22 protein-coding genes are annotated in these 19,647 nt (G+C 65.1%); 14 read left to right on the top strand and 8 right to left on the bottom strand.

What is annotated here, in order from left to right; genetic code table 11:
• Position 1: 1 nt before the first annotated feature.
• A complete protein-coding gene (irr, locus tag AC0IXR_RS02090) occupies positions 2-508 on the bottom strand; it encodes a Fur family transcriptional regulator Irr (protein WP_056423575.1) in 507 nt (168 codons plus the stop codon).
• Between the two features lie 305 nt (positions 509-813).
• Here irr and fabA point away from each other — a divergent pair, with 305 nt between their 5' ends.
• The 4 genes from fabA to fabI all read left to right on the top strand — a co-directional run bounded on the left by fabA (position 814) and on the right by fabI (position 3,942).
• Positions 814-1,371: a 3-hydroxyacyl-[acyl-carrier-protein] dehydratase FabA gene (gene fabA, locus AC0IXR_RS02085; RefSeq protein ID WP_056423573.1), complete on the top strand. Its 558-nt coding sequence runs from the start codon at positions 814-816 to the stop codon at positions 1,369-1,371.
• 119 nt (positions 1,372-1,490) lie between these two features.
• On the top strand, positions 1,491-2,717 hold the full coding sequence (gene fabB, locus AC0IXR_RS02080) for a beta-ketoacyl-ACP synthase I (protein WP_311274286.1): 1,227 nt from the start codon (positions 1,491-1,493) through the stop codon (positions 2,715-2,717).
• Positions 2,718-2,826: 109 nt separating this feature from the next.
• The gene (locus AC0IXR_RS02075; RefSeq protein ID WP_281435301.1) at positions 2,827-2,949 is read left to right on the top strand and encodes a hypothetical protein; all 123 of its coding nucleotides are present in this window, start codon (positions 2,827-2,829) and stop codon (positions 2,947-2,949) included.
• Positions 2,950-3,114: 165 nt separating this feature from the next.
• Positions 3,115-3,942: an enoyl-ACP reductase FabI gene (gene fabI, locus AC0IXR_RS02070; RefSeq protein ID WP_056423568.1), complete on the top strand. Its 828-nt coding sequence runs from the start codon at positions 3,115-3,117 to the stop codon at positions 3,940-3,942.
• Positions 3,943-3,955: 13 nt separating this feature from the next.
• Here fabI and AC0IXR_RS02065 read toward each other — a convergent pair whose 3' ends face one another.
• The 3 genes from AC0IXR_RS02065 to AC0IXR_RS02055 form a co-directional block, all read right to left on the bottom strand.
• On the bottom strand, positions 3,956-5,017 hold the full coding sequence (locus AC0IXR_RS02065) for an HD-GYP domain-containing protein (protein ID WP_311274287.1): 1,062 nt from the start codon (positions 5,015-5,017) through the stop codon (positions 3,956-3,958).
• A gap of 308 nt (positions 5,018-5,325) precedes the next feature.
• Complete coding sequence (gene dut / locus AC0IXR_RS02060) at positions 5,326-5,826, bottom strand: dUTP diphosphatase (RefSeq protein ID WP_056423567.1); 501 nt, start codon at positions 5,824-5,826, stop codon at positions 5,326-5,328.
• Positions 5,823-6,710, bottom strand: a complete 888-nt coding sequence (locus AC0IXR_RS02055; RefSeq protein ID WP_207409969.1) for an HpcH/HpaI aldolase/citrate lyase family protein — start codon at positions 6,708-6,710, stop codon at positions 5,823-5,825. The genes dut and AC0IXR_RS02055 overlap by 4 nt, the downstream gene beginning before the upstream one ends.
• Before the next feature lie 745 nt (positions 6,711-7,455).
• Here AC0IXR_RS02055 and AC0IXR_RS02050 point away from each other — a divergent pair.
• Positions 7,456-9,687 (top strand): putative bifunctional diguanylate cyclase/phosphodiesterase, encoded by a 2,232-nt coding sequence (locus AC0IXR_RS02050; protein ID WP_471759584.1) that lies wholly within the window; start codon positions 7,456-7,458, stop codon positions 9,685-9,687.
• 69 nt (positions 9,688-9,756) lie between these two features.
• Here the strand turns inward: AC0IXR_RS02050 and AC0IXR_RS02045 are convergent, their stop codons facing one another.
• From AC0IXR_RS02045 to AC0IXR_RS02035, 3 genes are all read right to left on the bottom strand, one after another.
• Complete coding sequence (locus AC0IXR_RS02045; protein ID WP_419952011.1) at positions 9,757-10,122, bottom strand: hypothetical protein; 366 nt, start codon at positions 10,120-10,122, stop codon at positions 9,757-9,759.
• Positions 10,123-10,237: 115 nt separating this feature from the next.
• Positions 10,238-10,915, bottom strand: coding sequence for a transglutaminase-like cysteine peptidase (locus AC0IXR_RS02040; RefSeq protein ID WP_471759583.1), 678 nt, complete (start codon positions 10,913-10,915; stop codon positions 10,238-10,240).
• 214 nt (positions 10,916-11,129) lie between these two features.
• Positions 11,130-11,528, bottom strand: coding sequence for a DUF3775 domain-containing protein (locus AC0IXR_RS02035; RefSeq protein ID WP_056423558.1), 399 nt, complete (start codon positions 11,526-11,528; stop codon positions 11,130-11,132).
• A gap of 114 nt (positions 11,529-11,642) precedes the next feature.
• On the opposite strand from AC0IXR_RS02035, the gene AC0IXR_RS02030 reads away from it, so the two are divergent.
• The 3 genes from AC0IXR_RS02030 to AC0IXR_RS02020 all read left to right on the top strand — a co-directional run bounded on the left by AC0IXR_RS02030 (position 11,643) and on the right by AC0IXR_RS02020 (position 13,811).
• Complete coding sequence (locus AC0IXR_RS02030) at positions 11,643-12,395, top strand: DUF429 domain-containing protein (RefSeq protein WP_471759582.1); 753 nt, start codon at positions 11,643-11,645, stop codon at positions 12,393-12,395.
• 9 nt (positions 12,396-12,404) lie between these two features.
• Positions 12,405-12,995, top strand: coding sequence for an NUDIX hydrolase (locus AC0IXR_RS02025; RefSeq protein WP_471759580.1), 591 nt, complete (start codon positions 12,405-12,407; stop codon positions 12,993-12,995).
• Between the two features lie 144 nt (positions 12,996-13,139).
• The gene (locus AC0IXR_RS02020) at positions 13,140-13,811 is read left to right on the top strand and encodes a carbonic anhydrase (protein WP_056423555.1); all 672 of its coding nucleotides are present in this window, start codon (positions 13,140-13,142) and stop codon (positions 13,809-13,811) included.
• A 162-nt stretch (positions 13,812-13,973) separates the two neighbouring features.
• Here the strand turns inward: AC0IXR_RS02020 and AC0IXR_RS02015 are convergent, their stop codons facing one another.
• On the bottom strand, positions 13,974-14,675 hold the full coding sequence (locus AC0IXR_RS02015; protein ID WP_471760223.1) for a DUF4142 domain-containing protein: 702 nt from the start codon (positions 14,673-14,675) through the stop codon (positions 13,974-13,976).
• 364 nt (positions 14,676-15,039) lie between these two features.
• Between AC0IXR_RS02015 and AC0IXR_RS02010 the strand changes: the two genes are divergently transcribed.
• The 6 genes from AC0IXR_RS02010 to AC0IXR_RS01985 all read left to right on the top strand — a co-directional run bounded on the left by AC0IXR_RS02010 (position 15,040) and on the right by AC0IXR_RS01985 (position 19,612).
• Entirely contained in the window at positions 15,040-15,900 is an 861-nt protein-coding gene (locus tag AC0IXR_RS02010) for a universal stress protein (RefSeq protein WP_311274294.1), read from the top strand.
• Between the two features lie 151 nt (positions 15,901-16,051).
• A complete protein-coding gene (locus tag AC0IXR_RS02005) occupies positions 16,052-16,672 on the top strand; it encodes a hypothetical protein (RefSeq protein ID WP_311274295.1) in 621 nt (206 codons plus the stop codon).
• A gap of 121 nt (positions 16,673-16,793) precedes the next feature.
• Positions 16,794-17,393: a hypothetical protein gene (locus AC0IXR_RS02000; protein ID WP_056423549.1), complete on the top strand. Its 600-nt coding sequence runs from the start codon at positions 16,794-16,796 to the stop codon at positions 17,391-17,393.
• A 109-nt stretch (positions 17,394-17,502) separates the two neighbouring features.
• Positions 17,503-18,150 carry a cytochrome b/b6 domain-containing protein gene (locus AC0IXR_RS01995; RefSeq protein ID WP_471759578.1) on the top strand — a complete coding sequence of 216 codons (648 nt, stop codon included), beginning with the start codon at positions 17,503-17,505 and terminating at the stop codon, positions 18,148-18,150.
• Positions 18,147-18,926, top strand: coding sequence for a molybdopterin-dependent oxidoreductase (locus tag AC0IXR_RS01990; protein ID WP_471759576.1), 780 nt, complete (start codon positions 18,147-18,149; stop codon positions 18,924-18,926). Before AC0IXR_RS01995 ends, AC0IXR_RS01990 begins: the two co-directional genes overlap by 4 nt.
• Positions 18,927-19,420: 494 nt before the next feature.
• On the top strand, positions 19,421-19,612 hold the full coding sequence (locus tag AC0IXR_RS01985; RefSeq protein ID WP_056423545.1) for a hypothetical protein: 192 nt from the start codon (positions 19,421-19,423) through the stop codon (positions 19,610-19,612).
• Positions 19,613-19,647: the final 35 nt, after the last annotated feature.

Below are 19,647 nucleotides of genomic sequence, written 5' to 3'. Positions count from 1 at the left end.
TTCAGGACTGACGCGCACCGTGCCGACGGCGCAGGCGGACGATAACCTCGACCCCGGCGATCTCCATGCCTTCGGGCGCATCTGGGAGCGAATCGACGGTGATGCCGCAATCGGGCATGTCCAGCACCTGTCCCTCGTCTTCCAGGAAGAAGTGGTGGTGCTCACTCGGGTTGGTGTCGAAATAGGCCTTCGACCCATCGAGAGCCAACTGGCGTAGCAGGCCAGCCTCGGTGAACTGGTGCAGCGTATTGTAGACCGTTGCCAGCGAGACCGGCACCTTGGCGCGCATGGCCTCGTCATAGAGCATTTCCGCCGTGAGATGGCGGTCGCCGCGCCCGAACAGGAGCCAGCCGAGCGAAAGCCGCTGGCGGGTCGGACGGAGACCGGAGCGGCGCAAACGGTCGCGCAGGTCGGACAGGGGACATCCCCGACGACCGGCAGCCGAAGCGGCGTCGAGGGGAGCGCCACGAGCGTTCAGCATGGCTTGCAGCGGCAGCGAGTTGGACATCGGCGGTACTGACATCTCACGTAAATAACACAATACAGCGGGAACTCTATACGAACCTCCCCCCTCGTCGCAACCCGAGCTGGTTGATGGGTGGCCACGCGGTGTGAACATGAGGCTTGTTTAAAGTCATTCCATTGAACACGACGAAAACGAGGTGTTTTGAGGCGCAAAGCCGCTGTGTTAACGAAGCGCCGCTCGCGAGCTCGGATCGTGTCGTGGCCCTGGATGGCCATGCGCGTCCGATGTTTCGAGGGCGATGTCCGGCGTTTCGAGCGCGCCCTCCACCAAGGACCGACACACCGATCATGTCTTCCGATCCCGAATCGTCCGCCGCCGCCGGTTCAGCACAGACCGCCCCCCGCGCCTCCCACTACTCCCATGAGGAGTTGCTGGCCTGCGGTCGGGGCGAGCTGTTCGGTGCCGGAAACGCGCAGCTTCCCTTGCCGCCAATGCTGATGTTCGACCGCATCACCTCGATCGGGACCGAGGGCGGCGCCTTCGGCAAGGGTCATGTCCTGGCGGAATTCGACGTGCGGCCGGACCTCTGGTTCTTCGGTTGTCACTTCAAGAACGACCCGGTCATGCCCGGCTGTCTTGGCCTCGATGCTCTCTGGCAGCTCGTGGGCTTCCATCTCGGATGGCTCGGTGCCCCAGGGCGCGGCCGGGCGCTCGGCGTCGGAGAAGTGAAGTTCAGCGACCAGGTGCTGCCCACCGTGAGCAAGGTCGTCTACGGGATCGACATCAAGCGCGTGCGCCAGGGCAAGCTCGTTCTCGGCATCGCCGATGGCTGGCTGGAGGCGGACGGCGCCCGGATCTACGACGCCAAGGATCTGAGGGTTGCCCTGTTCCAGGCACAAAGCTAACCCCGCTGCCGGTGCATCTCGGGGCCGACCGCCATCGCGGTGGTTGAGAATGCCCCGACATCATCCTACCTGACACGCGTCGGTGCGACGGCGCTTCGGCGAAAGAGAAGAGCGTTTCCATGCGGCGTGTCGTGATCACCGGGATGGGCATCGTCTCGTCCATCGGCAACAACACCCAGGAAGTCCTTGCCTCCCTGCGCGAGGCCAAGTCGGGCATCGGCCACTCGGCCTCCTATGCCGAACTCGGCTTCCGCAGCCAGGTCGAGGGACGACCGAGCATCGATCCTGAGGGGATCGTCGACCGGCGCGCCATGCGCTTCCATGGCGGCGGCACGGCCTGGAACCACATCGCCATGGATCAGGCGATCAGTGACGCCGGCTTGGAGGCTGGGGACGTTTCCAACGACCGCACCGGAATCATCATGGGCTCCGGCGGGCCCTCGACGAAGGCGATCGTCGAATCCGCCAACCTCGCCCGGGAAAAGGGCCCCAAGCGCGTCGGCCCCTTCGCCGTCCCCAAGGCGATGTGCTCGACGGCCTCGGCGACGCTCGCGACTTTCTTCAAGATCAAGGGCGTGAACTATTCGATTTCGTCCGCCTGCGCGACGTCCAACCACTGCATCGGCAACGCCGCCGAGGTGATTCAGGGCGGGCGTCAGGACATTATTTTCGCCGGCGGCTGCGAGGATCTGGACTGGACGCTTTCCGTCCTGTTCGACGCCATGGGCGCCATGTCCTCGCGCTACAACGACACCCCTGCCCGCGCCTCCCGTGCCTATGATGTCAACCGCGACGGTTTCGTGATCGCGGGTGGTGCCGGCGTCCTTGTTCTGGAAGAACTGGAGCATGCCAAGGCACGCGGCGCTCGCATCTACGGCGAGCTCGCGGGCTACGGGGCGACCTCCGACGGCCACGATATGGTGGCCCCCTCCGGCGAAGGCGCCGTGCGCTGCATGAGGCAGGCGATGGAAGGGCTCAAGGGCGCGAAGATCGATTACATCAACCCCCATGCCACCGCGACGCCGGTGGGCGATCTCAAGGAGATCGAGGCGATCCGCGAGGTCTTCGGGCGCGGCGACGATTGCCCACCGATCTCGGGCACCAAGTCGCTGACCGGTCATTCGCTGGGAGCCACCGGCGTCCATGAGGCGATCTATTCTCTCCTGATGATGCAGAACGGCTTCATCTGCGAGAGCGCCCATATCGACGAACTCGATCCGGCTTTCGCCGACATGCCGATCCTCAGGCAGCGCCGCGACAACGTTCAGCTCGGTCACGTCGTGTCGAATTCCTTCGGCTTCGGTGGAACCAATTCCACTCTGGTCCTGAAGCATATCGACGCTTGAACGGCTAAGCTTATCGAGCTCTACTTGGGTCATACTGTCCATATATCGGCCATTTTCTCGGAACCGCGAATTCGACTTCGCGTTTCCGGGATGGAGCCGAAAGTCTGTGATGGTGATGATCCTGATTTCCTTGAGTGCGCTGACTGGCCTCGGTGTCGCGGCCACGGCCTGCATTCGGGCTAAGCAGGCGCTCTTCGACACCGCACTCGACGAGACGCGCGGCTATTTTTGATCGCTCGCCATCCCCACAAGCCCAACGCGATAGTCGATCCGTACAAGGCCGGCACCCGAGTCCCGGTTCGCAGTGGGATTGGACAGTTCATCGATGCCCGCGCTAAGCGTCCTCGCAATGGCCGGAACTGTCTGACATTTCGGCGCGAGGGATGCGAGGATACGGATGACGGGTTTGATGGCAGGCAAGCGCGGCCTGATTCTAGGGGTCGCCAACGATCATTCCATCGCCTGGGGCATCGCCAAGTCCCTGCATGAGCACGGGGCCCAACTCGCGTTCACCTATCAGGGGGAAGCTCTCGGCCGCCGCGTGAAGCCGCTGGCCGCCTCCCTCGGCTCCGATATCGTGGTCCCCTGTGACGTGGAGGACATCGCCAGTGTGGACGCGCTGTTCGCTACCCTGGATGAACGCTTCACCGACGGGATCGATTTCGTGGTCCACGCCATCGGCTTTTCCGACAAGGGCCAGCTCAAGGGCCGCTATGTCGATGTGACCAGCCGCGAGAATTTCTCGCGGACCATGGTCATCTCCTGTTTCTCATTCACGGAGATCGCGCAGCGTGCGGCCAAGCGGATGCGCAAGGGTGGCGCGATGCTAACGCTGACCTATGGCGGTTCGACCCGGATCATGCCGAACTACAACGTCATGGGGGTCGCCAAGGCCGCACTGGAAGCGTCCGTGCGCTATCTCGCGGGCGATCTCGGCCCGGAGGGAATCCGCGTCAATGCCCTCTCAGCGGGTCCGATGCGGACTCTGGCCGGCGCCGGCATCGCCGATGCGCGCCTGATGTTCAATCACCAGCGCGCCCACGCTCCCCTGCGGCGCACGGTGACCCTCGAGGAAGTGGGCGGATCTGCGGTGTATCTGCTCTCGGACCTTTCCGGAGGCGTCACCGGCGAGGTCCATTTCGTCGATTCCGGCTACAACATCATCTCGATGCCCCGGCCCGACGTGCTTCAGGCACAAGACGAGGCCGGCGTCGCCGACGCCTGATCCTCCACCCGGCTCAGGCGCTGGCCGGTTCGGGCGGGTTGCTCTCCACCAGCCCGAGAATGTCCTCCCAGCGGGACACGAAGGCGGCGACGCAATCGGGATCGAAATGGGTTCCGGCATGCTCTTCGAGGTGCCGGCGCGCCGCCTCGGGAGTCCAGGCCTTCTTGTAGACCCGCTCCGAAATCAGCGCATCGAACACGTCGGCGACGGCGACGATGCGGCCTGCCAGGGGGATCTGCGTCGTGCTGAGCCCCTGCGGATAACCGCCGCCATCCCAGCGCTCGTGATGGGTCAAGGCGATGTCGGAGGCGAGTTGCAGCAGATGCGAGGGGCTGTCGTACAGCATGCGATAGCCGCGGATCGCGTGGTGCTTCATCTCCTCGCGCTCGCTGTGGCTCAGCGGTCCCGGCTTCATCAGGATGCTGTCGGGGATGCTGATCTTACCGATGTCGTGCATGGTCGAGGCCAGGGCGATATCGTTGGCGTCTCCCTCCGACAATCCGAGGCCCTCGGCGATGGCGATAGCGCAGCCGGCGACCCGCGTGAGGTGGTCCCCCGCCTGATCGTCGCGGAACTCGGCCGCCAGCATCAGGCGGCGGATGATCTCGCGTTCCCGTGAGGCAGCCTCGGCGCCGGCACGGTCGACGTCACGGCTCATCGCATCCGATTGCCGGTCGAGTACCTGGCGAGCCAGAGCGAGTTCGAGCAGGTTGCAGACCCGGATCTGAAGGTCGAGTGGATCGATCGATCCGGTCATCACGTCGGTGGCGCCGGCCTCGACAGCCGGGCGCCGCAGGGCGGGGGAAGACCCGAGAAACAGGATTGCCGTGCGGGCGTGCCCCCCGTAGGCGCGCAGGTCCCGGATCACGGCCGAACCATCGATCCCGCTGTCGGGATCGTGCATCACGATGACGAGATCGGCCGGTTGGAACAGTTCGTCGCTCGCGGCGGCTTTCGCCCCGGTGACCAGCCGGATGGCGCAATCGAGACTTCGCAGGTTCAGGACGAGATGGACCGGCGCAGAGGCGCAGACGATGGCGATAAGGGCCGAAGCCGTCTCTACGGATGCGGGCATGGCAGGCATCAGAACACGGTCTCTCCCGACCTTCGAAAGCAGCGGCGGCTGCCGGACGATCCGGAAGACGGAACGCACGCGGGCGAGTCCGCGACGGACGCACGTTCCATCGCCGGAAGCACGGATACAAGGCTCATAGACGGAAATTGCGGCTGAGGATCGCGCCTCAGTTCTCTGACTTCGCGGCCCGCCTCCCGTGTCGCTTCTTGAGCGCTCTCCGCCGAAGTGGATGCCGGTTCGGCGAAAAAGGAGCGCGGCAGAACAAAGGCCTGAAGATGTGCCCCGACCCAACGTGGTCGGGCGCAGCTCTAGCGCCGGCCGGTCGATCCGAATCCACTTTCTCCGCGCCCGGATGGGGGTTCGGATTCGTCTGGATCGAGCGCGTCGACGATGGTGAAGTCCGGCCGTGTCACGCGGGTGAAGACCAGTTGCGCGATCCTGTCGCCGGGATGGATGACGATGGTCGCCCTCGGGTCGGCGTTGCGGTTCCAGGCCGAGACCATCAGAGGCCCCTCGTAATCCGCGTCGATGACGCCGGTCCCGTTGCCCAGCACCAGCCCCTCGCGATGTCCGAGGCCGGAGCGCGGGAAGACGAGGCCGCACCAGTTCGGGTCGCGGATCAGTACGCTGAACCCCGCAGCGATCAGCACGGGGGGAGCCTGAGGGGTAAGGAGCAGGGGCTCGTCGAGACAGGCATGGAGGTCGAGCCCCGCCGCCGCTGACGACCCCCAGCGCGGAAAACCCCATTCCCGCAGGCGGTTGTCGCGGATGAGCAGACCGACTGTCGGGGCGGCGGACTCGCCGCTCACGCCGCCCGTGCCGCGATGACGTCGGCGAGCGCGACGATGCGGGACGCCTCTACCGCATGGAGCCGCTCGATCATCCGGCCACGGAACGCGATGGCCCCGCGCGTCCGGTTCTCCGGCTCGGCGAAGACAGCGATGATTGCGCGCGCCTCCTCGATCTCATCCTCCGAGGGGCCGAACAATTCGTTGGCGGTGGCGATCTGGCCGGGATGGATCAGCATCTTGCCATCGAACCCGCTATCGCGACCCTGCTCGCATTCGGTGCGGAATCCGCTCTCGTCTCGGAATGCATTGTAGATGCCGTCGATCACGTCGATCTCGTAGGCCCGTGCCGCCATGACCACGTTCATCAGCCAGGGCATCAGGGCCGGACGGCCCGGTACTCCGAGCCGGACCCTACTGGTCTTGGCGAGATCGTTCGGCCCGACGAGCAGGCATGACAGGCGCGTATCCACGTCGCGGGCGGCGCTGGCGATCTCGTTGATGTGCAGGATGGCCAGAGGCGTCTCGATCATGGCCCAGACACGGGTATGGTCCGGAGCTCCGAGCCGGCGCAGGCGAGAGCCGATCGACACGAGGGCATCGGGGCCGGAGACTTTCGGAATCACGATCGCGTCCGGTCCCGCCGGCGCGATGCGGGCGAGGTCGGCCTCACCCCATTGGGTGTCGAGGCTGTTGATCCGCACCGCGACCTCGCGCCGGCCATAGGGCCGGGAGGCCACGGTGGCGGCGACGGCGTCCCGTCCCTCCGCCTTCATCTCGGGTGCGACGCCGTCTTCGAGGTCGATCATCACGACGTCGGTGGGCAGGCCGCGCGCCTTTTCCAGAACCCGCGGATTGGAACCGGGCATGGCAAGGACGCTGCGACGCGGACGGATGTCGGTCATGGGGCGTCGATTTCCCTGAAGCCGTGGCGTGATGCACGGCCGGCGATACCGCTCGCCCTCTCCGGTTTCAAGCTCTCACACTGTGGCGGGACCGTCCGAGACCCGATGCTCGGGCGCCGCTCGGATTTCGTGCAGGCCGGTCCGGTCTCGAAACCAGAACACCCGCTTGAACGGATTCGCCCCGGATTCCGGATACGAGGATGCCAATCTTCGAGCGAGCAAAACCGCTTCGCTCCGGGTCTGAATGGCATGGGCCAGCGTCTTCCAGGAGCTTTCGCCGTCACTGCCAATTCTTCGGACGTAGATCGAATGCGCCATGATTGACCTCCGCTGAACGAAAACTGGATGAACAATAGTTATCATTCAAGTCGCCCCGGCGGATTGTGGTGGCGCCAAATTCCTCGAAGGTTAACAGATTTTAGTATAATCTCAGTTATTTTTAGCCCCGCCCCACCACGGGCGAAAAGCGCTAGAGCAATAGTGGCAAAGCATTAGCGGTGGGTCGAACACAAAGCCAAGCTCCGGCGGAACCGTCATCGGGTTCGGCATTTAAGTTCATATCGCGTGGTCCGTTTCGACCTGGGGGGGCATGTGGGCCAGGCGAAAAGACCCGTGCGCGAAAACTTCCCGTCATCCTCACCCGATCTCTCGAAACTGCTCTTTGACGAGGCCGCCGACGTCGATACCACCCAATGCGTTGGAAGGTCCGTTAGCATTTGATAGCGTACGATGGTGGAAACCGTTCATGATCGGTGCCGACGCCATGTTCCCGAGACCATCGGCACCCGCCGCAATCGATGACCGACACTGCCCGACACAGGAAGCCGCGAGGCTCGCCGCCCTGCGCTCCTGCGGCATGATCGGCGCGGGCTCCGATGCCGGCCTCGACCGCATCGTCAGACTGACCGCGTCGAGCCTCAGGATGCCGATCGCTTGGGTTTCTCTCATCGACGAGGAGTTCTCGTGGCTCGTAGCCCGGATCGGCGTCGACCTGCAGCGGATGCCGCGGCATGGCCTTCCCTGCGAACAAATCATCGCGCGTTCCGGTGTCGTGGTCGTCAACGAGGGTGACGGCACGCCGGGCCACCGGGATGGCGGCCTCTTTCGCGATCTGCCGGATGTCCGCTTCCACGCGGGCGCCCCTCTGATTACAGGCGACGGCCACCGGATCGGCTCACTCTGCGTGCTCGATACCGAGCCGCATGCAGATTTCGACGAAGCAGACCGGGACAGGCTCGCGGACTTCGCCGGCCTCGTGATGGACAGACTGGAAAACCATCGGACGCAATCGGCCAACGCCGCGGTGTTCGGGTTCGCCAAGGCTGCCGAATATGCCCTGTTGGTCGTCGATGGCGCGGGTACGATCGCCTTCTGCAATCCCGCGGCTGAGATCCTGTTCGGGCATGGTGCGGGCGAGATGCTCGGGCGGCCCATCGAAATCATCATTCCCGAACCGCTCCGGGCCGCTCACGCGGCGGGATTTCGACGGATCGCCGCCGGGAACGCGTCACATCTCGCTGGCCGCACCATCGAGTTGATGGCCCTTCATCGCGATGACAGCACGTTCCCCATCGAATTCTCGATGTCGCTCTGGCAGGAGCCCGGCGGGATCGGGATGGGAGCGCTCATCCGCGACATCAGCGAGTGGCGCGCCCGCGACGCCAAACTGCTCCAGCTGGCCCATCACGATAAGCTGACCGGCCTCACCAACCGTGCTCTTTTCGACGAGCGCCTGGATGGAAGCCTCTCGACGGACCGCTACGCCACGGTGATGCTGCTCGATCTCGACGGCTTCAAGGAAGTCAACGACAGTCTTGGGCACGCCGTCGGAGACGCGTTACTCCAGGCTGTGGCGATACGGCTGTCGTCCTGCGTCACGCCCGAAATTACGGTGGCGCGTTTCGGCGGGGACGAATTCGCTCTTCTCCTGCCGGGACAGGGCAACCCGCTGAAAGCGGAAACCCTCTCCGCGAGAATCCTCGAGATCTTCCAGACCCCGTTCCCTGTGGCGGGACACGTCTTCCATGTAGGCCTCAGCATCGGAGCGGCGATTGGTGGTCCCGGCGCCGCCCGCGACGAGTTGATCGCCGATGCGGATCTGGCGCTCTATCAGGCCAAGCGGGACGGGCGGCGCTGCTTCCGTCTGTTCGAACAATCCATGCGTAGCGCGGTCGTCGCCCGCCGGGCGCTGAACGACGAACTGACCCGGGCAGTGGAGCATTCCGAACTAGTGCTGCACTACCAGCCGCAGGTCGATCTGGATTCCGGTCGGATCATCGGTGCGGAAGCCCTGCTGCGGTGGGCGCATCCCAGCCGCGGCCTGCTGTTACCTGCCACCTTCATCGACGCCCTCGAAGCCCATCCCCTCGCGGCCTCCGTCGGCCACTGGATCGTCAACGATGTGTGCCGGCAATCCGCCATCTGGCGCTCTCTCGGCCTCCCGCCCCTGCGGATCGCCGTGAACCTGTTCGGCGCTCAATTGAGGAAAGGCCGGCTGGCGGGCGAGGTGATCGCTGCGCTCGAGCGTCACGCCGTGCCACCGAGCCTCCTCGAGATCGAGGTGACGGAACGGATCGCCCTGCAGGCCGACGACACCCTGCTGAACCCGTTGCGCGACTTGCACCGTCACGGGGTCTCCATCGCGTTCGACGATTTCGGCACCGGGTATGCCTCGCTCAGCTCGCTCAAGCGCTTCCCGCTGACACGGCTGAAGATCGACCGTGGCTTCATCCGCGACATCCTCACCGACCGCCATGACGCCGAGATCGTGCGGGCGGTACTCGGCATGGCTCAGAGTTTTGGCCTCGACGTCATCGCCGAGGGAATCGAGACGATCGAGCAGGATATGATGCTGCGAATGATGGGCTGCCGCGAGGGGCAAGGCTATCTCTATGGCCGGTCCATGTCAGCCGAGGCGCTGGCCGCCCTCGTCACGAGCATGCGGATGGAAGGAAGAACCGGACCGAAAGCGGCCTGACGGAACCTTGTATCAACCCGCAGTGGGCCCAGCGGTCACGCGGAGAGGCGTCGATCGCGCGGCTGGGGCTCAGAGGGGGCGAGTCGCGCTGGCCTTCTGGAGAAGCCAGCCCTTGGCGCGCTGGATCAGGGCCGGGCGGACCCGCGACACATCCTCGTCGTCCAGCAGGGGAGAGGTGGACAGGGCGGCGAGATACGCCGCTTCACTGCCGCGGCAGGATTTCACGGCGGATTCAGCGGCGAACGTCCGGCTCGTCAGGACGGCTTGCAGGCCGAAATGGCGTTGAAGGCATCCGCGCCAGGACGAATGCAGGGTGGCGACTTCGGAATCCTGCGCTGAGACATGAGGATTCTCGGCCGACGCCTGGGATATGCAGGACAACGGGACCAGGGCAGCCAGCAGGATGCCTGCGGACACGCGGCTCAGCTTTGTCATGAGGAGAGTTTCCCGAACCCGGTCACCCTCGCCCATCCAAGCTTAACAAGTCGCTAATTCATCGCCTTTGAAGCGATCCCTCGACGGGATGCTGCCGCATCCGGGACCATGCTCTCTATCTGTTGGCCGTCGTCACCGGCGACGCGGCGCGGCCGAGGGAAACCCAGGCCATGGAGCTCTGGCTTTCGCGCTTGATGAAGGTGTAGCCGGTCTGGCGCCAGGGAAGGACATTGTTGGTCTTGTTGTCGAGGACGAGATCGCCGCGGTCGGTGATCAAGGTCAGGACGGCATGTCCCTCCCCCTTCTCGTCGATGACCACGGTCATCCGCATGGCCCGGCGCGGCAGGCCGGCCTCGGCGAGAAACTTGCGCTTCAGAAGCTGAAAATCCTCGCAATCGCCAGCGCCGGATTCCGCGAGGTCCCAGCGGTCGGCGACGCCGAGTTGCTCCATGTCGGTGACGGCGCGGATGGACTTGTTCACGCGGCGGTTCACCGAGACGATGGTGTTCCAGATCCCCGGGGTCAGCGTGATCATGGCCGGCTCGGCGGCATTGACCGCACATTCAGCGGCATAAGTCTCGCAGAACGTGACCCAGGCGCTGATGGGGCGGGCTGCGCCGGCGGTCGAGATGGCGCTTGGCACATTGGGGAGAGAGGCCAGCGTCTGAGCGGAAGCGACGTCCGGCACGGCGGCGAGGGACGCGAACGCGACACCCGAAACCAGGCTCAAACGCCCAATCGCCCGCCTAAGGGAGACGACCGCATCGTGGAACTTCGAAATCGCGATCCGCATGGCCGCCGCTCGTCCCGTTAATCTGTTGTTAACGAACGTCTCACGGCCACGGGGGAACGGCAATCGGCGGGTTAAGAAAAGGTTAACGCTGTGGATTTCAGGATATCGCGGCGAAAGCCGGGGGACGTTGCACGGGCGCCACGAGGGTCCGCACCGACTGCGCGCCGCACACTACCCGGCTGAGCCGTGGCAGGGTGCGGCGGCCCGAGACGCCCTACGCGTCGGGGATGTCCTGGCTGATGCCGAGGGCGGCGAGTCCTTCGTCGAGGAGGTCACCGGCATCGGGCGAGCCCATGATCTCGCGCAGGGCGCCTTCGCCAACGGCTTCGCGTTCGCGGGCGAAGCGGACCGCCTCCCCCCATTCTTCGGCTTCCATGTCGCCACGTCCGACATAGAGAAGAGCCAGGAGGTTGGCCCGCTCGTCATCGTTGAGACCGTTGATCATGGAGCGGATCTCCGATTCCGTGGCATCGTCGGCGCTCGACGTGAGGACGTCGGTGGCGCCGTCATCGATCGGGTTGGAGCCTGAGTCGGGATCGGTCGGTCCTTCCTTCACGTCCAGTGCCCTGACCCGGAGAATGATCTCGGTGACCTTGTCGACGGCGATATCCATGAGACGATCCTGTGATGCGCACCGCCGGCGGCGGCGTTTCCTGGCCGGACGCGACGGCCCTCGTGGGGCGCCGTCCTTGAGCAGCGTCAACCCGCCAGAGCCGCCACGGTTCGCGTGACGCGCTGGATCGCCGGGCTCGATGGCTGCCGAGGCGCCTGGGCGGGCGTCCTCCTCGATCTGGATGATCCCGGCCGCTACCGCGCGATGCGGTTCACCCGCGTCGCCGATCTCCTCGACGGTCCGGAGGCGCCGGTCTGCATCGGGATCGACGTCCCGATCGGCTTGCCAGACCATATTGAAGGTGGGGGTCGCGTGGCCGACAGCGCGGCCAGGGCCTATCTCGCGGGCGGGAGATCGAGCGTCTTCCCGGTACCGCCGCGCGCGGCTGTTCATGCCGGCAGCTACGAGGAGGCCAAGGCTCTCTCCCGCGCCGCCAGCACACCGCCCTTCGCGCCCTCCATTCAATGCTGGAACATCACCCGCTACATCCGCGAAGTCGATGACCTCCTTCTCTCGCGACCTGAAGCCCGCCTCGTGATCCACGAGGTTCACCCGGAGGTGGCGTTTCGCCGCCTCAACGGTGACCGGCCCCTCACATCCGCCAAGAAGGGACCCGAGCGGCAGGTGGGGCTGGCGGAACGCCGCGCGCTTTTGCGAAACGTCGGCCTTCCCGCCTCGCTGGTGGATGCGGCGCGACCACGGGGCGTAGGGGCCGACGACCACCTCGACGCACTCGCCGCTTTGGTGGTGGCCCGCGACATCTTTCTCGGACGCGCCATCCCACTGCCCGATCCGCCGGGACGCGACCGGCACGGTCTGCCCGTGGTGATCTGGGCTCCCGCTGGTCATGGTCCGATTCCCTGTTAAACCTTGACCATGATTCACCTTCCGACGACCGAAGTACCCGGACGCTCCTCAAACGAAGAGGCTCTCATTCATGGGTTTCGCAGGGAGGAGATTCTCGCCACTCCCCTTCGCGACGCGGCACGTGCCCTCGTCTTCGACCCGCGGGACCGGCTGCTCCTGATCGCGTACGAGGCGCAACGGCCGATCGATCCCTCGAAGCCGGAGGATCGAACTTTCTGGTTCATGCCGGGTGGGGGTTTGGAACCCGGCGAAAGCCACGCGGAAGCCTGCCTCCGGGAACTGGGCGAGGAAATCGGGGTTTTCGATGCCGAGATCGGCCCACAGGTTGCCGCCTGCAATGGGCCGTTCTTGCTGTTCCCGCTGCTGCGCGATGCCCGCGAACGCTATTTCGTGGTGCGTTTGCCGAATGACAAAGTGGATACCACACGCCTCGCCGAAACCGAGGACAGCACGGTCCTCGGTACGCGCTGGTGGACGCTCGACGAGTTGGACGCCACCGGCGAACGGATCGAGCCGGCGGGCCTCGCTCGCATCGCCAGACGCATCGCGAACGGTGAGCGGCCCGATCCACCTGTCATGCTGGCTTGGCATAAGGTGTGAACCCGCACCGGGCCATCCACCGGAAGCTGGGCTAGGCCAGGCGTCGGAACCAAGTATGGCACGGGCCGTGGCTGCCAAAGCTACGTGTCGATAACCGGGCCGCTACGGCTGCCCTCAACAACAACGCTCAAGGAAGGCAAACGCATGTTTCCAGAAAAGCTGACCACAGGATACCGGTCGTTCCTCGATGGACGCTTGTCGGACGAGGCCAAACGCTACGCCGCACTGGCCAAAGGCCAGAATCCGGAAGTCCTGCTGATCGGCTGCTGTGACAGCCGCGTTTCGCCGGAAGTCATCTTCGATACCGGACCGGGCGAACTCTTCATCATCCGCAACGTGGCGAACCTCGTTCCCCCCTTCGAGGAGGGCGGCGAGTATCATGGCACGTCGGCGGCCATCGAATTCGCCGTACAGGCTCTGGAAGTGAAGCACATCGTCGTGCTGGGCCACGCCACCTGCGGCGGCATCAAGGCCTATGCCAACCCGCCGGGCCCGCTATCCACGAGCGACTTCATCGGCAAATGGGTATCCCTGGTGAAGGGAGCCGAGGAGAAGCTCAAGGTTCAGAAGGGGCCGGATCACCTGACCCGCCTCGAATACGCGACCGTGGCTCAGAGCCTCGAGAATCTGCTGACGTTCCCCTTCGTCCGCGAGCGCGTCGCCGACGGCCGCCTGGCGCTCCATGGCGCGCATTTCGGCATCGCTCATGGCGAGCTTCGCCTGCGCAATCCCGAGACGGGGGATTTCGAGCCCGCCGTCGATGGTGGGGGGAAGCCGATGACGCCCGCCTCCCTGATGCATAGCAGCGAAGTCTGAGCAGATTCGCCCCCGTATCTGAATGGATACGGGGGCGGTCGTTTCAGCCAAGTCGATCAGCCAAGTCGATTCACGAAGAAACGCCGGGCCTCGCCAGCCCGGCGTTTCTCGTTGCAAAGGATAGCGCCGCCGCTCCGAAGGACGGCGACGGGTCCCGAGACTTCAGCGAGCGCCGGGAAGACGCTGCGCCATCTGGTAATGCTGCTGCAGCACCGGAAGCGCCTGCTCGGCATGGGCGCGAAGCGCAGGGTTCGTGCCAGTCTGGGCATAGGACTGGTACATGCCGATCGACATCTCGTGCGACTTTACTTGGACCTGGCCGTAGAGGCGGTCGAAGCGCGGGCCGGCCGGGGCAGCGGCGAGTTCCGCGAGCATCGCCTGCTGCTCTGGGTTGACCGGGACCATGGTGGTGCCGGCGGTGGTATCGACGTCGCCGTTGAAAGCCTGGCTACCAGCGGCGGCGCCACGGCTCGCGCCGCTACCGATTCCCTCGACGGCACCGACCGGGCCACCGCTCAGCGTACCGGCGACGACGCCGGTGGCAGCGCCCGTGGCCGCGCCGACTGCACCGCCGGCAATCGCCAGCGGGGCGCCGATCAGACCACTGGGGCCGCCGTTACCGGCAAAGGTGCGTTCGCCGCCGGCCAGGGCCACGTTGGCGGCGCGGTGGTCGCGCACGGCGTCACGGGCGAAACGGATCACCTGAGGGTTGCGGCTCTTCGACAGCGCGAGCTGGCTGGACTGAACCTCGAACGCATTGGCCTGCATCGCCTGCAGGCGGAAATCACCGGACATGGTCTGTGCGGCGGCGGGGGTCGCCATGGCGACGGCAATAGCGGAGAACGCAACGTACTTGTTCATGATGAGAACCTCTGGATAGGATCTGAAAACGTCTGGGCGGCGGTCAGGATCGCAGTTATGCAGATCGGCATGACCAACAACGCCACGTTTGGCGGACAACGATACGTCAACCGTTGGGTTCCAAACAAATGTCGTTCCGCATGCGGGCATTCTACTGACGTTCATCATCATAGAACCAGGATGCACACCGTCTTATAGCCAAGCTTTATCGATACACCCGGCACCTACGATGAGCCCCCCACGGCGCGCCATCTTCCCCTACGCCGCAGAAAAAGCGTGGGTTCACGGGGAGGCAGAGTTTTCCCGAACGCGAAACCGCTCTAGCCTGCCGCCCCGACGACGTTGATGTGGATGGAGGCTCCCGGCGATGAAGACCCTGCTCGTTCCGGTGGCGCTCCATGACGCCCTGCCCTCGGTATTCGCCACGACGCTTCTGGTCGGACGTCGATTCGGTAGCTTGATCGAGGGAATTTCCCTGCGGCCGGCGCTCGCCGAATACGTGCCGGTGGACATGGTCGGCGGCATGACATGGCTGCGCGACGAAGAAGCCGACAAGGCCGAGGCCGAGGCCGCCGGGAAGCGCTTCGTCGATTTCCTCGTCGACGCCGGTATTCCCGTGGCGACCGAGGGTCCGTGCACCCCGGAATTCGTGGCCAGCGCCGGAACACGCTACCGCTGGCGGCCGGACGTACCGGCGGGCGATGCATTCCTCGGCCATCACGCCCGTTTGTTCACCGCCACCGTGGTCGGGCGCCCGGGCACGGGCGACGGCGCTCCGCGCATGACGACGTTCGAAACGGCGTTGTTCGAGAGCGGCCGGCCGATCCTGCTGGCGCCGCCCACGCCTCCGACGAGCGTAGGCGACGCGATCCTCATCGCCTGGAACGGGTCGAGCGAGACCGCCCGGGCTGTGGCCTTCGCCATGCCATTCCTGCGGAAAGCGTCCCGCATCCGCATCATCAGCGCGGAGGGCGGCATGGTACCGGGCCCGAGCGCGGAGGATCTGGCCAAGGCGCTCGCCTGCGAGGGAATCTTCGCAGACCACAAGGCCTTCTCCGAGGGTCGGCGCACACCCGGAGACATCTTCCTCAATGAGGCTCGGGATTTCGGCTGCGATCTTCTGATCAAGGGCGCCTACACGCAGAGCCGCCTGCGCCAGATGATCTTCGGGGGGGCAACCAGCCATGTCCTCGCCCATGCCACCATGCCGATGCTGATGGCGCACTGACAGCATCGGTCGCTCCCTGATAGCGCGCAATTGATTTGTGCGCATACGAACCCGATGCCACCCTGCGCGTTGTCGAAGCGCTTTCCGCCGCAATGGGGGAAGTGTTCGGCCCGGTTCCGAGAACCGGGACGGCTCCACCGCGAGGCATTTCATGACACGACGGATCATCACGGTCGGCACGCTGTGCCTCGGCCTCCTCTCGGGCCTGCCGGCAACGACTTCCTCCGTCCTCGCCGATCCCGCGGTGGTTCGCGTCCGGGGCACGATCGAGGCCGTCGAGGGCGACCACGTGACGATCAAGCCCCGGATCGGACAATCCGTATCGGTCAAGTTCGCCGATGCGATGAAGGTAGCGGCAGCCAGCAAGGCCGAGATCGGCGACATCAAGCCCGACAGCTATATCGGCACCGCCGCGACGCCTCAGGCCGACGGTACCCTCAAGGCCCTCGAAGTCGCCGTCTTCGCTCCGAGCATGCGCGGGACCGGCGACGGTCATTATCCGTGGGATCTCGAGAAGGAAAACACGATGACGAACGGCGCAGTGGGCGCGCTCACGGGCACTGCCGGCCGCACGATCACCGTGACCTATAAGGGCGGCGAGAAGACCATCACTGTCCCCGAGGACGTGCCGATCGTCGCCCTGAACCCGTCGGACAAGTCCGCCATCAAGGTAGGCGCCCGCGTGGTGGCGATCACCAAGGCGGATGCAACCGGCGCGGTCGTGGCCGACCGGTTGATTGTCGGCGAGAACGGTACCGTCCCGCCGATGTGACCCGCGCCTCAGCGCGACTTTGATCGTCCGGGGCATCGGCGCAGCCCCGGCACCGAGGTGTGATTCCTGCCGCCTGCCTCGGGTACTACGACGCCGAACTCCCACGCCTTGAGGGCACGCCATGCTCAAGTCCTTTCTGACGACGCTCACCTTGACGCTCGCCATGACGGCCACCGCCGCGCGGGCCGATGACATCACGCGCTATCGCGGGACCATCGAGAAGGTCGACGGGGCGGTCGTCACCATCAAGCCGCGCGTCGGGGAGTCGCTGACGGTGAGCATGGCGCCGGATGTGAAGGTGCTGGCGGCTTCCACCGGCAGGCTCTCCGACATCAAGCCCGACAGTTACATCGGCACGGCGGCGATCCCGCAGCCGGATGGAACGCAGAAGGCACTGCAGGTCACCGTCTTCGCCTCGTCCCTGCGCGGCACGGCCGACGGCCATTATCCGTGGGATCTCGGCTCCAACTCCACCATGACCAACGGCGCCATCGGAACGATCTCCGGCACCGAGGGTCGTAGCCTGCTGGTCAAGTATCAGGGCGGGGAGAAGAAGGTGACAGTACCGGAAGACGTGCCGGTGACCCAGGTCGATCCGGGCGACAAATCCATCGTCGTCGACGGGGCGAAGGTCGTCGCCTTCACCAAGAAGGGCGCCGATGGAAAGCCCTCCGCCGTGATCCTGATCGTTGGCCGCAACGGGACCGTTCCATCGATGTGACGGCGTTGTGCCCTCCCCTCTCTATGGGGGAGGGTACCGGCGGAGCAAATGGGAGTGGGCGGGGTACGCGAAACGCCGTTCGAGATGCATGTCAAAGGTCGAACACGCGATGTCACCGTCTGCCACCGGCCACTCGCGCGTTGTGGTGATCCACCCCCTCCTTGTGCGCGTGACACATTGGATCAACGCGATCGCGGTGTTCTGTATGCTGTTCAGCGGGTGGGCGATCTATAATGCCTCTCCGCTCTTCCCCTTCGTATTCCCGAAATGGGCGACTCTCGGCGGATGGCTCGGCGGGGCGCTCGCCTGGCACTTCGCCGCCATGTGGCTGTTCGCCCTGAACGGCCTCATCTACGCGCTCTACGGCCTACTCTCCCGTCACTTCGCGCGTTCGTTCCTGCCGGTGAGCCCGGCGGCGTTCTGGCGCGATGCCACGGCCGCCCTGAAGCTGCGCCTGACCCACCGGATCGGCCAGTACAATGCAGTGCAAAGGCTCGCCTATCTGGTGGCGTTCCTCCTCGGCATCCTGCTCCTCGCCTCGGGGCTCGCGTTGTGGAAGCCGGTCCAACTGCAGGCGCTGGCCAATCTCTTCGGCGGCTATGAAGCGGCACGGCGCGTCCATTTCCTCGCCATGTCCGGCCTCGTCGGCTTCATTTTGCTCCATCTCGCGCTGGTGATCCTGGTGCCGCGGACCCTCGTGGCAATGATCACCGGCCGCGCCCGTATCCCCGTCGATCCGGTGGAGGCACGCTCATGAGCCGTGAGGAGAACGAGGCGAAACGCCTGAGCGGGCTCCGCCGCGAGATCCAGCCGGAACTGGTGAAGCTGGAGCGCCGCCTGTTCCTACGCTCCGGCCTGTCGCTCGGCGCCCTGTCGCTGCTCTCGGGCTGCGACCTCTCCACCGGGGCCAACGGCACGGTGATCGACCGGGCGCTCTGGGCGATGTCGCGGGCCAACGACCGGGTCCAGGCCTGGCTGTTCGATCCGAACACCCTCGCGCCGACCTATCCGGCGAGCATGATCGACACGCCGTTCCGCTTCAACGCCTACTACCCACCGGACAACATCCCCGAGATCGACGAGGCGACGTGGAAGCTCGATGTCGGCGGCCTCGTGGCCGACAAGACACCCTGGACTCTACGAAAACTGCGCGCCCTGCCGCAGGAGAGCCAGATCACCCGGCATATCTGCATCGAGGGCTGGAGCCAGATCGGCCAGTGGAGCGGCGTACCGTTGAGGTCTTTTCTCGAACGGGTCGGTGCCGACCTCACCGCGAAGTATGTCGGCTTCAAATGTGCCGACCGCTATTACGGCAGCCTCGACATGCCGAGCGCCCTCCACCCGCAGACCGTCCTGGCACTGGATTTCGGCGGTGTGCCGCTGCCCCTCGAATATGGCTATCCCCTCCGCGTGCGCGTGCCGACGAAGCTCGGCTTCAAGAGCCCCAAACACATCGTATCGGTGTTCGCGACCAATGATGATCCCGGCGGCTATTGGGAGGATCAGGGCTACAATTGGTTCAGCGGCATCTGACCCTGGGGCCCGGCGCGCTGGGGCCGGCGGTTGGTCCAGATATCGTCTCGGGCTCTAAAAGCACAAGCCTGCTCCAGCTTGATGAGGATGGGGGAGGATCTTTCCAGAAGCACCTGGACTTTGAAAATCCCTCTCGTTGACCCGGGAGGGTCATAATAGGCACACTACATCCAAGCCGTAGAGAACATCGTTTCTCCGCGAAATGCTTGCCAGGACTATCGCGTCCGGGCGCTGAGCTTCGATGGGATATCCGTGCCGAGCCACTTCGAGTCGCCCCCCGCCGATATCAACGCCTGTCCGGCAGCGATGAACGTCGCCGCCGCTGCAGAGCGGCCTGCAAGGCGGGCGCCGGACGGAGCGAAACTACGGCAGCGTCGCGGGCGCTGCTAGTGGTCCATAAATCCAGATCCCGTCCCTGCCGCCGCCCCCTCGAGGCCGAGGCCCGCCGGATGACGGTCCTCCCACATAGAAGACGACGCCCGTAGGAGCGAGTGATGGTTCTCGGAGATCAGGTCGTGTTTGCGAGGCTCGATGTCGCCGAAGCACTCGGAATCTGGCGCCATGCCACCGGACGCATTGTGGATGTCTTTCCCGCGGCCGGTGGCGCCCAGGCCGTGGACGTTCACTTCGAAGGCCACGGCCTGCTCGTGGGCTACATTGCGACGCTGTTCCAGCGCGTCGGCTGATCTCTAACTCTTTGATCATGACAGGGCTCGTCCGA

This window comes from Methylobacterium sp. AC832, assembly GCF_979256025.1.
Note: the sequence above shows the minus strand (reverse complement) of the source record. Positions and strands in the feature narration are given on the sequence as shown.